16 protein-coding genes are annotated in these 15,405 nt (G+C 60.7%); 5 read left to right on the top strand and 11 right to left on the bottom strand.

The features are described from left to right. Positions 1-14: 14 nt before the first annotated feature. On the top strand, positions 15-1,139 hold the full coding sequence (locus TM1040_RS15920; RefSeq protein ID WP_011539621.1) for an aminotransferase class V-fold PLP-dependent enzyme: 1,125 nt from the start codon (positions 15-17) through the stop codon (positions 1,137-1,139). Positions 1,140-1,208: 69 nt separating this feature from the next. Here TM1040_RS15920 and TM1040_RS15915 read toward each other — a convergent pair whose 3' ends face one another. The 3 genes from TM1040_RS15915 to TM1040_RS15905 form a co-directional block, all read right to left on the bottom strand. Then, the gene (locus TM1040_RS15915) at positions 1,209-2,405 is read right to left on the bottom strand and encodes a UbiH/UbiF family hydroxylase (protein ID WP_011539620.1); all 1,197 of its coding nucleotides are present in this window, start codon (positions 2,403-2,405) and stop codon (positions 1,209-1,211) included. An 85-nt stretch (positions 2,406-2,490) separates the two neighbouring features. Next, positions 2,491-2,739 (bottom strand): hypothetical protein, encoded by a 249-nt coding sequence (locus TM1040_RS15910; protein WP_011539619.1) that lies wholly within the window; start codon positions 2,737-2,739, stop codon positions 2,491-2,493. Positions 2,740-2,823: 84 nt separating this feature from the next. Next, complete coding sequence (locus TM1040_RS15905; protein ID WP_011539618.1) at positions 2,824-3,468, bottom strand: pyrimidine 5'-nucleotidase; 645 nt, start codon at positions 3,466-3,468, stop codon at positions 2,824-2,826. A gap of 126 nt (positions 3,469-3,594) precedes the next feature. Here TM1040_RS15905 and TM1040_RS15900 point away from each other — a divergent pair, with 126 nt between their 5' ends. Beyond that, complete coding sequence (locus tag TM1040_RS15900) at positions 3,595-4,245, top strand: GntR family transcriptional regulator (protein WP_011539617.1); 651 nt, start codon at positions 3,595-3,597, stop codon at positions 4,243-4,245. A gap of 2 nt (positions 4,246-4,247) precedes the next feature. Here the strand turns inward: TM1040_RS15900 and TM1040_RS15895 are convergent, their stop codons facing one another. Next, positions 4,248-6,041 (bottom strand): glycosyltransferase, encoded by a 1,794-nt coding sequence (locus TM1040_RS15895; protein WP_044026873.1) that lies wholly within the window; start codon positions 6,039-6,041, stop codon positions 4,248-4,250. Between the two features lie 129 nt (positions 6,042-6,170). After that, positions 6,171-7,331: a glutamine-hydrolyzing carbamoyl-phosphate synthase small subunit gene (carA, locus tag TM1040_RS15890; protein ID WP_011539615.1), complete on the bottom strand. Its 1,161-nt coding sequence runs from the start codon at positions 7,329-7,331 to the stop codon at positions 6,171-6,173. Between the two features lie 174 nt (positions 7,332-7,505). On the opposite strand from carA, the gene TM1040_RS15885 reads away from it, so the two are divergent. Beyond that, positions 7,506-7,979, top strand: a complete 474-nt coding sequence (locus TM1040_RS15885) for a GatB/YqeY domain-containing protein (protein WP_011539614.1) — start codon at positions 7,506-7,508, stop codon at positions 7,977-7,979. 98 nt (positions 7,980-8,077) lie between these two features. On the opposite strand, the gene TM1040_RS15880 is transcribed toward TM1040_RS15885, so the two are convergent. Then, a complete protein-coding gene (locus tag TM1040_RS15880) occupies positions 8,078-8,572 on the bottom strand; it encodes a DUF2244 domain-containing protein (protein WP_011539613.1) in 495 nt (164 codons plus the stop codon). A gap of 141 nt (positions 8,573-8,713) precedes the next feature. Further along, positions 8,714-10,372, bottom strand: coding sequence for a cytochrome c oxidase subunit I (locus TM1040_RS15875; RefSeq protein ID WP_011539612.1), 1,659 nt, complete (start codon positions 10,370-10,372; stop codon positions 8,714-8,716). A gap of 322 nt (positions 10,373-10,694) precedes the next feature. Here TM1040_RS15875 and TM1040_RS15870 point away from each other — a divergent pair, with 322 nt between their 5' ends. Next, the gene (locus TM1040_RS15870) at positions 10,695-11,114 is read left to right on the top strand and encodes an HIT family protein (protein ID WP_011539611.1); all 420 of its coding nucleotides are present in this window, start codon (positions 10,695-10,697) and stop codon (positions 11,112-11,114) included. Positions 11,115-11,196: 82 nt separating this feature from the next. Continuing rightward, entirely contained in the window at positions 11,197-11,592 is a 396-nt protein-coding gene (locus tag TM1040_RS15865) for a VOC family protein (protein WP_011539610.1), read from the top strand. A 56-nt stretch (positions 11,593-11,648) separates the two neighbouring features. Here TM1040_RS15865 and TM1040_RS15860 read toward each other — a convergent pair whose 3' ends face one another. The 4 genes from TM1040_RS15860 to cyoB are packed head-to-tail and all read right to left on the bottom strand — an operon-like array spanning position 11,649 to position 15,405. Beyond that, positions 11,649-12,380 (bottom strand): SURF1 family protein, encoded by a 732-nt coding sequence (locus TM1040_RS15860; protein ID WP_011539609.1) that lies wholly within the window; start codon positions 12,378-12,380, stop codon positions 11,649-11,651. Further along, positions 12,377-12,724: a cytochrome o ubiquinol oxidase subunit IV gene (cyoD, locus tag TM1040_RS15855; protein WP_011539608.1), complete on the bottom strand. Its 348-nt coding sequence runs from the start codon at positions 12,722-12,724 to the stop codon at positions 12,377-12,379. Before cyoD ends, TM1040_RS15860 begins: the two co-directional genes overlap by 4 nt. After that, positions 12,721-13,365, bottom strand: a complete 645-nt coding sequence (gene cyoC, locus TM1040_RS15850; RefSeq protein WP_011539607.1) for a cytochrome o ubiquinol oxidase subunit III — start codon at positions 13,363-13,365, stop codon at positions 12,721-12,723. The genes cyoD and cyoC overlap by 4 nt, the downstream gene beginning before the upstream one ends. A gap of 3 nt (positions 13,366-13,368) precedes the next feature. After that, entirely contained in the window at positions 13,369-15,405 is a 2,037-nt protein-coding gene (gene cyoB / locus TM1040_RS15845; RefSeq protein ID WP_011539606.1) for a cytochrome o ubiquinol oxidase subunit I, read from the bottom strand.

The following is a 15,405-nucleotide window of genomic DNA, read 5'->3' as shown; positions in this document are numbered from 1 at the left end:
CAAGGAGATTTCACATGGCCCTCTTGGAGACAGTCGACCCCGATGGTCTGGATGAGTTCTCGGTGGTCTTCACCGACCGCTCCCTCAATCACATGTCAAAGGAATTTCAGCAGGTGATGCTGGACATCAACGCCATGCTGAAAGAGGTCTACAAGGCCGACGCCACCGCATTGGTGCCCGGCGGCGGCACCTTCGCAATGGAGGCGGTGGCCCGCCAGTTCGCCCGCGATCAGGATGCGTTGGTGGTGCGTAACGGCTGGTTTTCCTACCGCTGGAGTCAAATTTTTGAATCCGGCGGCCTCACAAAATCCGCAACCGTTCTCAAGGCGCGTCAGATTGGAAATGGGGCGCAGTCTCCTTTTGCACCCGCACCCATTGAAGACGTCACCAAGGCAATCCTGGAGCAAAAGCCCTCCATCGTCTTTGCCCCGCATGTGGAAACGTCTGCGGGCGTGATCCTGCCCGATGACTATGTGACCCGGATGGCGACCGCCGCGCATGAGGTCGGCGCATTGATGGTGCTCGATTGCATCGCCTCTGGCTGCGCCTGGGTCGATATGAGGGCTACAGGCGTCGACGTGCTGATCTCGGCCCCGCAAAAGGGCTGGAGCGCCTCCCCTTCAGCGGGTCTGGTGATGCTCTCAAAACGCGCGCTTGCGCGTCTGGAGGAGACCACCTCAGACAGTTTCGCCATCGACCTCAAGAAATGGCGTGCGATCATGCAGGCCTATGAGGACGGCGGCCACGCCTATCACGCCACCATGCCGACGGACGCGCTGCGTCAATTCCGGGACACGATGGCGGAAACCAAGGCTTATGGCTTTAAGCGCCTGCGCGAGGCCCAGTGGAAACTCGGCAATGGTGTGCGCGAAATGCTTGCCAAAAAGGGCGTCACCTCCGTCGCCGCCGAGGGCTTTGGCGCGCCGGGTGTGGTCGTAAGCTACACTGATGATCCCCAGATCCAGAATGGCAAGAAATTCTCCGATCAAGGCATGCAGATTGCTGCGGGCGTGCCGCTTGCGGTGGACGAACCCGATGGCTTCATGACCTTCCGCCTTGGGCTATTTGGTCTTGATAAACTTTATGATGTGAACGGCACGCTCTCGCGGCTTAAAACCGTGCTCGACCAGCTGCTCTGACAGCGCTTCATCTTTTCAAAAATATCTCCGCCGGAGGCGCGGGCCTGCCCTTTGGGGCAGGCCCGTTTTCTATCGCACGCCAAGCCCCATCTGCATCAGCATCTTGCGCACCTGCGGCAGGGAATAGAGCGCGTTGAGTCCTCCGGCACGCAGATCGCGCAGAGGCCGCGCCTCCATCATCGACGCGCGATTGAGGAGATCAATCCCGCTCACACGCAGCTTGATGTCGCTGTGGCGGGCCTTTTCATAGGCGTTGAGCATCGCCTGATCGCCCAAGCCCTCTGGACGCGCATCCGCAAGGTCCATCAGAACCCGCAGATCCGCCAGCGACATATTGAGCCCCTGCGCCCCGATGGGCGGCACCACATGCGCAGCCTCCGCCATCAGGGCCAGACGCTCCCCGACAAGGCGCGAGGCGCGCTGGCTGATGATGGGCCAGAGCGTTCGGCGCGACGCCAGGCTCAACTGGCCGAGAACGCCACAAGAGCGGATGTTCATCTCCGCCTCAAAATCCACCTCATCCAATGCAGCAAGCCGGTCGGCATTGGCACTGGTCTCCATCCAGACTATTGCCGAGGAGGGGCGCCCCTCGAGATCCGGCAGCGGCACCAGAGTGAACGGGCCGCCTGTGCGATGGATCTCGGTCGAGACGTTTTCGTGAGGGGTGTCGTGCGTGACGGCAAAGGCCAGCGCCTTCTGGCCATAGCGGGTGGTCTGCACATCGATCCCCGCGGCCTCGCGCATGGGTGAGGCGCGCCCATCACAGGCCAGCACCAATTTGCAGTGCACACGACTGCCATCGGTGAGGGTCACACGCGCCTCGTTGGTTCGGGTGAACAGGCTTTGGGTGCCGACGCCGGGCCTGAACTCGGCATTGGCGAGTTCAGCAATCCGCCCCAGCATCTCGCGCCGCAACAGCCAGTTCGGCAGGTTCCAGCCAAAAGGCAGCTCGGAAATCTCGGCAGCATTGAATTCACGCACCACACGGGGCTCTGGGTCTGCGCCCCCAGCGTCAATGATGCGCATGATCTGCAATGGCGCCGCATGAGGCGCAAACCGGGACCAGAGCCCCGCCTCTTCGAGGAGCGACTTGGCCGGCTGCAAAAACGCGGTGGTGCGCAAGTCGGCCCCCGCGTCCTCACGCGTGGTGACCGGGGCTGTGGGATCGACACAGATCACCGAAAAGCCCCGCGCCGCAAACCCCGCAGCTGCCGTCAACCCGGCAATGCCGCCTCCGGAAATCAGGATGTCACATGTCTGGTTCATCACCTCGGCCCCGCGCAATGTCTATGGGAGGAGACATAGGGCGCGGGGCGGGCGAAACACAAGCGGCGCTGTGCCGCAGGTAGGGTCAGCCGCGCGAAATCAGGATCAAAAGGATCCATATCACCGGCACCAGCGCCAATGCCGGCAGATAAAGGCCGGGCAGGCCAAACAGCATGACAGAGATGCCCCAGAGGCTCAGGAAGGTCGCGATGGCATAGTAGATGTTTTCTTCGTCGCCATAGCTGACTTCCTTCCAGATCCGTCCCAGAAGCGGAACGCGGAACATGATCCGCTCAAAGGTGCTGAGCTTGGGGGGCAGTGTGTAAGCAGTCATGGCAGGCTCCGTGATATCGTGTCTCTGCGCGATATAGGGTGCCAAAGATGACTGCGACATGTGCATTTTCGTCGCTGCGACAGGCTACCGCAGTTGACCGAGAAAAGCGGTCAGATCTTCGGTGTGATGGTGGATGTGATCGCCCGGGTGGGCCTCGGGCGCCACATGCACCGTGCGCATCCCCATGGCGTGTGGCGCGTTGAGGTTGCGTGGATCATCCTCGAACATCGCCGCCCGTGTGGTGTCGACACCGGCCCGTTCAAACACCCGTTCAAAGGCGCTGCGCTCGGGTTTGGGGCGATAATCTGCATGTTCGACGCCAAATATCCCGTCAAACAGCCCCGTCAGCCCCCGCGCGGCCAGCACGCGCTCTGCATAGGGTGCAGAGCCGTTGGTGTAGACGATCTTGCGCCCCGGGAGTGCCTTGATGTGACCTGCGAGCGTCTGGTCCGGCTCCAGATGGTCGAGCGAGATGTCATGCACCGCGACCAGAAACGGGTCGGGATCGATGTCATGTTCCTTCATCAGCCCCGCCAGCGTGGTGCCGTGATTGCGCCAATAGTCGCCACGCAGCTTGTCGGCGGCCCCGTGATCGATCTGGAGGGTCTCCATCACATAGGTGATCATCTTGGCCTCGATCTGATCAAACAGACGGGCAGAAGGGTGATAGAGCGTGTTGTCGAGATCGAACACCCAGTGTTCGACGTGAGAGAAGGATTGCTTGACCATGGCCCGAGACCTAGGCGCTATGCCTTGGATTCGCAATGCAATAGCACGCGCGACCTTGGGGCTCAGGCTTGATTGCCCCGCAGGCAGGGCGTAGAACATTGTGGTGCAATGGAGAGCGACACGCCGATGAGCCAGACGAAGAGCAGCACCCAGAAAGACGCCTATGGGCTGATCCTCGATGCCATCGACGTGGGCATGTTCAAACCCGGCGACCGCTTGGTCGAGAATGATCTGGCGGATCGTTTTGGGGTGTCGCGCACGCCCATTCGCGAGGCATTGCAGCGGCTGGAAACCCAGAGCCTTCTGGAGCGTGATGGCCGGTCACTGATCGTGGCCTCGCTTGATCACAACCAGATGGCAGAGCTTTATGTGGTGCGCCGCGAGCTGGAGGGGCTGGCGGCGGCGCTGGCGGCCCGCCATGCCACCGACGAAGAGGTGCAGGTTCTGCGCGACATGGTCGAGGCCGACGATGCGCTGATCGACAACCCGGTCGAACTTGCCAAGGCGAACCGGCGGTTTCACCAGCAGATCCATCTGGCCTCCCACAACCGCTATCTGGTGCAGCAACTGGATCTGGTGCATCGCTCCATGGCGCTGATGGCCACGACATCGCTGGCTGCCGAGGGGCGCGGGCGCATCGCGCAAGACGAGCATAAGGCGATTGTCGCGGCGATTGCCAACCGGGATGAGGCGGCGGCAGGGCAGGCGCTGAAGGATCATATCTCGGTGGCCTTCACCACGCGATTGAAACAGGACGCGGGCGCACGCGGCGGCTGAGGTCAATGCTCTGTGGTGCCGCCATGATCCCCATGCGCGGTCTTGTCCCAGAAAAACGGCGCTGCGAACACCTCCCAGAGGGCTTTGTAGGCGGCAAAACAGCCAAGTATGAAATAGAGAGGCATCAGGGGCGCGCAGAACGCGAGGACTGGCCGCCCCGAAGCCCGTGCGCCGCAATACCAGATGCACAGGTTGAGCACCTCAAAGAACACAAGCGCCCCGACAGCGACAGACAGCATATCCCGGGGCAGTGACGCTTCGAGCGGATGCGATACTCCGAGCGCCACCAGCCAGAAGCTCCAGAGGACTGGTGCCAGCAGGAATTGCCCGAGGGTGCCCAGAAAGAACGCCTGTAGCCCCCAGAAACGCCGCCACCCGACATCCCGTAACAGTGCCTTTGGGGCGCGCATGTGGACCAGATAGGTCATCATGAACCCCTTCAGCCAGCGAGACCGCTGTTTGATCCAGGGCGTGATGCGGCTGTTGGCTTCTTCATAGGTGGTTGTGGGCAGCATTTCGGTGCGATAGCACGCGCGCGCAATCCGCACGCCAAGGTCGGCATCCTCGGTGACGTTATGTGCATCCCACGCGCCCAGCTGTTCGAGCGCGTCGCGGCGGATAAACAGCGTGGTGCCTCCAAGCGGGATCACCAGCCCCAGCCGCGCGATGCCTTGGAGCAGGACGCGAAACCATCCCGCATATTCGAGCGTAAAGCAGCGCGAAATCAGATTGCGGCTGGGATTGTAGAAATCGAGAATTCCCTGAAAGCACACCACGTCGGGGGGGGCATGAGCAAAGGCGCTGGCCGCACTCTCGAGTTGGTCTGGCGCTGGGGCATCTTCAGCATCCCAGATCCCGATGATCTCTCCCCGGCAGAAATTCAGCGCATAGTTCATTGCGCGCGGCTTTGTGGTGAGCGTGCCGTCGCCCGGCACCTCGACCACCCGGAACCAATCGGGCAGGTCTGCGCATTTTACGGCATTTCGGGTCACATCGTCGTTTTCCTCAAGGACAAGCAATACCTCAAGGCGGTCGCGCGGATAGGTGAGGCGGCACAGGCGGCGCAAGAGATGCTTGCCGATTTCCGCCTCACGATAGAGCGGCACCAGCATCGACATCTGAGGCAGATCCTTGGGTGTTTCGGATTTCGGCTGGTCCGGGCGTGCCGCCGCCAAGAGGCCGGAGATCCTGAGGGCCGTGAACATCAGCAATGTCACAAGCGACGCTACAGCCAACACCGCAGTCACAAGATGCGGCGCGAGAATGGAAAACAGACACAAAAGCGTCCCCGTTGCAAAGGCTGGGGCGCGGGCAGCGCGGTAATCAAAGCTGCGGCAACTGAGGGCGGGGGCAACGCTGCGCGCAGCCTCCCGTGTCATCTGTGCCTGAAGCGCCCTCAGCAAGATGGCCTCAATCTCTGCCGCGGGGGTGGGAATTGGGATCACCTCATCAAATTGACCCCGAAGATCCTGCCTTAGGGCGGCAAGGCTGGCGGGATCGGCCATCAGCACCAGTGCGGTTCGGCCAAGCATTTCCAGTGGCACCGCTTGATGCCTGATCCAAAAAGCGGGTGGGCGCAGAGACAGGATGTCCTTGTCAGGCTCATCAATCCCAATCCGTTGCACAGCTGCCTTCTGGCGAGTGCGTTCCAGACGCGCGATATTGTCGAGGTGCTGCCTGTGGAGGTCCCCAAGATCGGGCGGAGCCGCTGCAGGGGGGCGCACCCCACCTGCACGCGCAGACCGGCGATAAAGGACGCGGCTGCGCCGGTGCAGATCCATTTGGTTTTGGCCCATGCGCCGAGGCTAGCAGAGCGCCGGAAGCGACCGTAGTTAAACACCCGCAATAGATGAAAAGCCGCCGCAAAAAGACACCGCCCGATTGCATGGCAACCGGGCGGTGTCAGAACTGAAACGGCGGCTCGATCAGGCCTTGCGCGCGGCCATCGCCTCTGCAAAGCGCTCGAACAGATAGAAACTGTCCTGCGGGCCGGGGCTGGCCTCGGGGTGGTGCTGCACGGAGTAGACCGGGCGATCGGTCATGCGAATGCCGCAGTTGGAGCCGTCAAACAGCGAGACATGGGTCTCTTCGACGCCCTCGGGCAGGGTTTGAGCATCCACTGCAAAGCCGTGGTTCATCGACGTGATCTCCACCTTGCCGGTGCCGTGTTCCTTGACCGGGTGGTTGGCGCCGTGGTGGCCGTGGTTCATCTTGGTGGTCTTGGCCCCCAAAGCGAGTGCGAGCATCTGGTGGCCCAGACAGATCCCAAAGACCGGCAAGTCGGTCTTATCCAGGATTTCCTTGATCATCGGCACAGCGTATGCGCCGGTTGCGGCCGGGTCGCCGGGGCCATTGGAGAGGAACACACCATCAGGGCCATGGGCCAGTACCTCTTCCGAGGTTGCGGTGGCCGGCAGCACGGTGACATCGCAGCCCGCCGAGGCGAGGCAGCGCAGGATGTTGCGCTTGGCACCATAGTCGATGGCGACCACCTTGTGCTTGGGCTCTTCCTGACGGGTGTAGCCCTCGGGCCAGGCCCAACGCATCTCATCCCAGCGGTAGGACTGCGCGCAGGTCACGTCCTTGGCGAGGTCCATGCCCTCAAGGCCGGGCCAGGCGCGGGCGGCGGCGACCAGCGCCTCAAGATCGAAATTCCCGTCCGGGTTATGCTCCATCGCCACATGCGGCGCGCCCTGCTGGCGGATCGCGCGAGTCAGACGGCGGGTGTCCACGCCGCCGATGGCGATGCGGCCCGTGCGGGTGAGCCAGGACTTCAGCTCTTCGGTGGCGCGCCAGTTGGAGGACAGCGTCGGATCCCATTTCACCACCATGCCTGCGGCCACCGGGTCGGCGGTTTCGTCATCCTCGGGGGTGACGCCGGTGTTGCCGATGTGGGGGAAGGTGAAGGTGACGACCTGACCTGCATAGGAAGGGTCGGTCATGATTTCCTGATAGCCGGTCATTGCGGTGTTAAAGCACAGCTCGGCCACGCATCGCCCGGTGGCGCCAAACCCGTGTCCATAGAACACGGTGCCATCTGCAAGGGCCAGGCAGGCGGTTGGCTTCGGCGAAACGGTTTCGACCATGACTCGACTCTCCATGCGGGCAAAATTCGCGCATCAATAAGTCCCGCGCCGCGCGGGGTCAAGCACCGATAGGCCGATACCGGCCCTGCGTCTCGCACAATTGGGGGAGCTTGAATATTGCGGTGGATTTGAATAATACTGCCTCTTCTTGCTCCACCTGGACGAAGAGAAAACATGGATACGCGAACTCGGGTCAACGAGGCCCTCAAACAGGCGATGAAGGACAAGGCGATGGAGCGTCTCTGCACTCTGCGCCTGATCAATGCTGCCATCAAGGACCGTGAAATCGCTGCGCGCGGTGACGGGGAAGAAGGCGGCATCGGCGATGAAGAGATCCTCGCCATCCTCGGCAAGATGACCAAGCAGCGCAAGGAAAGCGTGCGCGCCTATGAGGAGGGCGGACGGCTCGACCTCGCCGAGCGCGAGATGAACGAGATTGAGATCATTGAGGAATTCCTGCCCAAACAGCTCTCTGAGGATGAGGTGTCGAACGCAGTGAAGGCCGCCGTTGATGAAACGGGTGCTGAATCCATCCGCGACATGGGCAAGGTCATGGGCGCGCTCAAGGCCAAATACACCGGCCAGATGGACTTTGGCAAAGTGGGCCCGATGGTCAAGGATCAGCTCTGCTCGGCAGGGGGCTGCTGAGGCCTTCGATTGCCATAACTGGCGTGGACATCGCGACGACAGATGAACCCCGGCTCTGACCCCAGAGCCGGGTTTTTTGTACCTGTGGCTTCGATGGGCTAGCGGCTGTCGGACTGTCGAATCGCGTCGCGCAGATCGTGGTAGAGCGCCTTGCGCTCATCTTCGGAGAGGAACGCACCGATTTCCACCTCGCGCCCGGCGCCGCGTAATGTCACATAATTGGGCACCGGACCGCGATCAGGGTGCAGGGACACCTGGGTCCAGTGGCGATTGCAGCGCCAGGACTGCTCGCTGCCGCGTGCGTCACGCCGGATCAGTTCGGCCTCTTCAGGGCCGAGGCGCAGAACCTCAATGATTTGCGCATGGCGGCGGTTCTGATCGAGCGCATATTTCATGCCAAAGACGGCCAGCGTCAGAAAAGGGATCAGTCCCCAGAACAGCGGTGTGCCCATCAGCGGCAGCAAAGGCACCGTGATGAGCGCGGCTGTCGCCCCGATAAAGCGCATGTAGCCTTCGGGGGGGAGCGATTGATGCGGCCACAGATGTAGCTCGCCTCCATGATCGCTGGGGGGCTGGGTCCAATCATAGGGCATGACGCATAGTTTAGTCTGGCGATCAGCCCTGTCGAGTAAAATGACCCGGTTTTGCGGGCGGTGGAAAAGACCCTGCGCGAGAAAAGAAAACGCCCCGAAGCCTGTGGCTCCGGGGCGTTTTGGTTTCAGCTCAAGCCGGTCTTAGTGGCTGTGGCTTTTGTCCCAGTCTTCCTGCTTGGGCAGGATTTCAAAGGTGTGCTCCGGCGGCGGAGAGGGCAGGGTCCACTCCAGCGTGTCGGCGTATTCGTTCCAGTAGTTGTTCTGGGTCACACGCGCGCCACGCAGCAGTGAATAGATCACCACACCGAAGAAGAAGATGAAGGAGGCAAAGGACAGGAACGCGCCATAGGACGAGATCTTGTTCCAGTATGCAAAGCCTTCGGGATAGTCGATGTAGCGACGCGGCATGCCCTGACGGCCCAGGAAGTGCTGCGGGAAGAACGTCAGGTTTGCACCGATGAAGAACATCCAGAAGTGAATCTGTGCGCCCAGTTCGGAGTACTGACGGCCGGTCATCTTACCAAAGTAGAAGTAGATGCCGGAGAAGATCGCAAACACCGCACCAAGGCTCATCACGTAGTGGAAGTGTGCCACCACGTAATAGGTGTCATGATAGGCCCGGTCCACGGCCGCCTGCGACAGCACCACGCCGGTCACACCGCCAACGGTGAACAGGAACAGGAAGCCGAAAGCAAAGACCATGGGGGCTTTGAACTCGATGGAGCCGCCCCACATGGTTGCGATCCACGAGAAGACCTTCACCCCTGTGGGCACGGCGATCACCATGGTGGCCAGCATGAAGTAGGCCTGCTGGTTGAGGCTCATGCCGACGGTGTACATGTGGTGCGCCCAAACGACGAAGCCCAGAACACCAATCGCGATGATCGCCCAGACCATCGGCAGGTAGCCAAACACAGGCTTGCGCGAGAAGGTCGCGATCACGTGGGAGATGATGCCAAAGCCCGGCAGGATCACGATGTACACTTCGGGGTGGCCGAAGAACCACAGGATGTGCTGGTAGAGAACCGGGTCCCCGCCGCCTGCGGCATCAAAGAAGGTGAAGCCGAAGTTACGATCCATCAGCAGCATGGTGATTGCGCCTGCCAGAACCGGCAGGGACAGAAGGATCAGCCAGGAGGTGACGAAGATCGACCAGCTGAAGAGCGGCACCTTGAACAGGGTCATGCCGGGGGCACGCATGTTCAGGAAGGTGGTGATCATGTTGATCGCGCCCAGGATCGAGGAGGCACCGGAGACGTGCACGGCGAAAATCGCCAGATCCATCGCGATCCCGCCTTCCTTGACGGAGAGCGGCGGATAGAGAACCCAACCCACGCCAGCGCCCAGCTGGTTGTTGCCGCCCGGCGCATAGACCGAGGAGACCGCCAGCGCGGTGCCTGCAACATACATCCAGAAGCTGAGGTTGTTCATCCGCGGGAACGCCATATCCGGCGCGCCGATCTGCAGCGGCATGAAATAGTTGCCAAACCCGCCGAACAGGGCCGGGATGACGACGAAGAACATCATCAAGACGCCGTGGCCTGTAATCAGCACGTTCCAGAGATGGCCATTCGGCGTACAGGGGTCTGCGGCAAAGCCTTCCAGACACATGTACTGCACACCGGGATCCATAAGTTCGAGTCGCATGTAGACGGTGAATGCGACGGAAATGAAGCCGGTGAGCGCCGAAACGATCAGGTAAAGGATACCGATATCCTTGTGGTTCGTGCTCATAAACCAGCGGGTGAAAAAGCTCCGCTCGTCTTCGTGGCCGTGACCTTGAATGGCTGCGTCTGCCATTTGGGTGCCTCCTGTTTATACTCCTCAGAGACCGCACGGGGGATTCCCCGTCGGCTCTGGACTCTTGGTGGTTTTAGAATGGCCTGCGCGGCCCTTCAATGGCGGAGTTTGATCTGGATCAAGAATAATTGTCGCGCCCTCTTGAGTTTTGGGTCTCAATGACGGTGAAATATTCATCCAATTGCGTCTTTGGCGCCTTGCCATGTCCTCTGCGCGACGCGAACCTGCGACGTGACGGGGCTGGTTGCTTGACCCCGCGCGCGTTGGCTGCGACACCCAATCCTGAGATCCGCTTTCGGTTGATACGGAGAGAGAACCCGCCATGACCGCCTATGACAACGACAATATCTTTGCCAAGATCCTGCGCGGAGAGATCCCCTCCATGCGGGTTTATGAAGATGACGACACGCTTGCGTTTATGGACATCATGCCGCGCGCGGACGGGCATCTCTTGGTGATCCCCAAAACCCCTTGCCGCAATGTGCTGGATGCCAGCGCCGCGCAGCTTGAGGCGGTGATCCGCAGCGTTCAGAAACTGGCGCAGGCCAGCAAGGCGGCCTTTGATGCGGACGGGGTGACGATCCAGCAGTTTAACGAGGCTGCCGGCGGGCAGGAGGTGTTCCACCTGCATTTCCACGTGCTGCCGCGTCACGAGGGGGTGTCGCTGCGCGCGTCGGGGCAGATGGGCGATATGGAGGCCATTGCCGCCCACGCCGAGAAAATTCGCGCGGCCCTCGCGTAATCGCATCCATCCAAGACCACAGTTATGCCGGAATCTGCGCGGGTCCGGCGCTATAACCGCTGTTTCAAAAACGGAGATTTCAGTGACCAAACTTGCCCATAGCATGATCCGCGTCCTCGACGAGACTGCCTCCGTGGCGTTTTACAAGGCGGCGTTCGACATGGAGATCGCAGACCGGCTCGATTTTGATGATTTCACGCTGATCTACCTGACCGCGCCTGAGGGCAGCTTTGAGTTGGAGCTCACAGTCAACAAATCCCAGACCGAGGCCTATGATCTGGGCAATGGCTATGGTCATCTGGCTGTGGTGGTCGAGGATCTGGAAGCGGCGCGCGCCAAGGTCGAAACCGCAGGCGGTGCGCCACGCGACATCGTGGATTTTCGCCCCGCAGGCGAGCGCGTCGCGCGGTTCTTCTTTGTGGCCGACCCCGATGGCTACCAGATCGAAGTGATCGAGGCGGGCGGGCGTTTCAAGTAAACGCTACGGTTCCTGCCCCGCATTCTACCGATGGATAAACCCAATTAGCGCGCAGGTCAGCTCGTGCGCTCTTTGGGGGCGCGCAGCCGGTCCCAGATCACATAGGCCATGGCGCCAAAGAACAGCACCGCCATCGCGTACCATGTGAGCGCATAGCTCAGATGGGTGTTGCGGAAATCAAGCTGCGTCATGCCTCCGCGTGGCCAGTCGGCTGCGGCGCCCTGATGCGCTGCATCAATATAATAGCCCGCCGCCTCGATGCCGCGGTCGGCGGACATCAGCGCCAGATCGGCGGACACCCAGCGGTCCCGGTCGGGAAGGTTCTGCTCAAGGAGCGTGCCGCCGGGCTGGTCGCTGCGGATGAGGCCGGTGATCTCTTGCAGGCCCTCGGGGCGGTTGATCTCGTCTAGGCGCATCTGCGGCGGCACAAAACCACGATTGACCCAGACCGTCTGCTCTGCGCCCTCAATCGGGGTCATCACCCAGGAGCCGGGACCGATTTCGGTCACCGCCTTGATGCGCAGGCTCAGGTCGTGGCGAAAGACGCCCTGCAGGGTGACGCGCTGATATTCTGGTGCTGCTCCTTTGATAGGGGCGGCCACCGGCGGGCCAAAGGCGCGTGTTTCAACCTGCTCGATGAGGTCAAGCTTCCATGACAGGCGCTGCATCTGCCAGTTGCCGAGCCTCACCATGGTGACAAAGACCCCAAAGGCCAGCGCGAGGATCACCGCATCGACCCAGAAAGGGCGGCGTCTGCCGCCGCCCTCCGTGCTTGTACCTGTGCTCATGGCAGGTTCCTGACCCGTTCGATCTGTTCATGTGCGGGCATCATGTTTTCATGCAGATGCGCCATCACCCAGATCGACCCGGCCAGCACGATGATCAGCAAGATCCCCGTGAACACCAGCGACATCACCTGCCAGCCATCCTCGGCCCCATAGGTCACATGCAGAAAGTAATGCATGTGGACGATGATCTGCACCGCACCGAGACCAAAGATGACGGCAATTGCCGTGTTGACGCCGATGTCCACCTCTCCCAGAACCAGCCAGAAGGGGATCACGGTCAGGATGACCGACAACACAAAGCCGATCGCGTAGGATTTGTAAGAGCCGTGTGAATGGGCGCTCATAGCAGTACCCCCGTGAGATAGACGAATGAGAAGACCCCGATCCAGATCAGATCAAGGAAGTGCCAGAACATGCTGAGGCAGAGGATGCGACGCGTATTGGCTTCGGTGAGACCATGCATCTGAACCTGCACCAAAAGCACCACCAGCCAGATCGCCCCGGCCGTGACGTGCAGGCCGTGGGTGCCGACCAGCACCCAGAAGGACGACAGGAAGGCGCTGGCACCGGGTCCGGCCCCGAGATGCCACAGGTGTTGGAACTCCAGGATCTCCATCACCAGAAAGCCAAGGCCAAAGACCAGCGTAACCCCAAGCCACAGCATCATGGCGCGCTGCTTGCGCTGCTGCATGTTGATCACCGCAAACCCGTAGGTGATGGATGAAAACAGCAGGAAGAAGGTCGCCAGCAGGATCTTGTCAATCTCGAACAGATCCGCAGGCGAGGGTCCGGCGGCATAGCTTGTGCCCACCACCGCATGCACCGCAAAGAGAATGCCAAAGATCAGGCAGTCGCTCATCAGGTAGATCCAGAACCCCAGCATGGTGCCGGTGTCGTGGTGGTGATCCCCATGACCTGCATGGGGATCTTCGGTGACATAGAACTCCAACGCCTCTGGGGCGGGTGTCGCAGCAGAATGTGACATGTTTTACTCCGCAGGCGTGGCGACTGTTCTCTGCCCGGTCTCGATTTCAGAGACCTCTTCGGCGGGCACGTAATAGTCGCGGTTATAGTTGAAGGTATGGGCGATCCCATAGGCGAGGCTTGCAAGGAACATCAGCGCCGAGAGCCACCAGATGTGCCAGACCAGTGCAAAGCCCATTACCGTCATCAGCCCCGCCAGAATGATCCCGCTTGCCGTGTAGTGCGGCATGTGGATCGGTACGAAGCCCGAGGTCGGCGCCTTGGCGTCATGGGTTTTCATATGGTGCCAGGCGTCGCGCTCGTAGACGCGCGGGGTGAAGGCAAAGTTGTAATAGGGCGGCGGCGAGGTGGTGGACCACTCCAGCGTGCGCCCGCCCCAAGGATCATTGCCCACCGCCAATTTCTCGCGGTTGCGGATCGACACGAAGATCTGCACGAGGAAGGCCAGAAGCCCGACCGCGATCATCAGCGCGCCGATGAGGGCGGTAAAGAAATACCCCGCATAGATGGTGTCTTCAAACTGGCTCAGACGACGGGTGACGCCCATCAGGCCGAGGAGATAGAGCGGCATGAAGGCCACCCAGAACCCGCCGACCCAGCCCCAGAAGCTGACCTTGCCCCAGAAAGGATCGAGGTGGAAGCCAAAGGCCTTGGGCCACCAGTAGGTGATGCCCGCAAAGATGCCGAACACAACACCCCCGATAATCACATTGTGGAAATGTGCAATCAGGAACAAGGAGTTATGCAGCACGTAGTCCGCAGGCGGCACCGCCAGAAGCACGCCGGTCATGCCCCCGACCACAAAGGTCAGCATAAAGGCGATGGTCCACATCATCGGAAGTTCAAAGCGGATACGCCCCTTGTACATGGTGAAGAGCCAGTTGAAGAGCTTGGCCCCCGTGGGGATCGAGATGATCATCGTTGTGATCCCAAAGAAGGAGTTCACATCCGCACCAGCCCCCATCGTAAAGAAGTGGTGCAGCCAGACGATGTAGCTCAGGACCATGATGACGCAGGTCGCATAGACCATGGAGGCATAGCCAAAGAGGCGTTTGCCGCAGAAGGTCGCGACGATCTCGGAAAAGATCCCAAAGATCGGCAGGATCAGGATGTAGACCTCCGGGTGGCCCCAGATCCAGATCAGGTTCACATACATCATCGGGTTGCCGCCCATCTCATTGGTAAAGAAATGGGTGCCGAGGTAGCGATCCGCAGTCAGCAGCGCGAGGGTCGCGGTGAGGACCGGGAAGGTCACAACAATCAAGATGTTGGTACAGAGCGTGGTCCAGCTGAAAATCGGCAGCTTCATCCAGGTCATGCCCGGTGCGCGCATCTTGACGAGGGTCACAACGAGGTTGATGCCCGAGAGCGTGGTGCCGATCCCGGCAATGTTGAGCGACCACAAGTAGTAGTCCATGCCGACGCCGGGGCTGAACTTCAGGCCCGAAAGCGGCGCGTAGGCCAGCCAGCCGGTCGCGGCAAACTCCCCCACAAAGAGCGAGATCATGATCAGCACCGCACCCGACACCGTCAGCCAGAAGCTGAAGTTGTTGAGGAACGGAAAGGCCACGTCGCGCGCCCCGATCTGTAGCGGCATCACATAGTTCATGAAGCCGGTGATAAAGGGCATCGCCACGAAGAAGATCATGATCACGCCATGCGCGGTAAAGACCTGATCGTAGTGATAAGCGGGCAAGAAGCCCACATATCCCGCCGAGGCCAGCGCCTGATGCAGCCGCATCAGCACTGCATCGGCAAAGCCACGCACCAACATCACAACCGCAAGGATCATGTACATGATGCCGATTTTCTTGTGGTCCACCGTGGTGAACCACTCGTTCCACAGATAGGGCAGAAGGCGGTAGTAGAGCACTATGCCGACCACCCCGGCCGCAAGGATACAGGTCCCGATAAAGGTGCCAAAGATGATTGGATCGTAGAAGGGAAAGATGTCCCAGCCGAGCTTGCCCCAGAACCAATGGGTCTGGTTGAGGGCGTCACTGGACTGAGCGGCTGCTGTTGCAGCAGGAATCGTAGCCAT

Source organism: Ruegeria sp. TM1040, from assembly GCF_000014065.1.
Lineage (GTDB): Bacteria > Pseudomonadota > Alphaproteobacteria > Rhodobacterales > Rhodobacteraceae > Epibacterium.
This window is presented reverse-complemented; position numbering and strand designations above follow the sequence as displayed.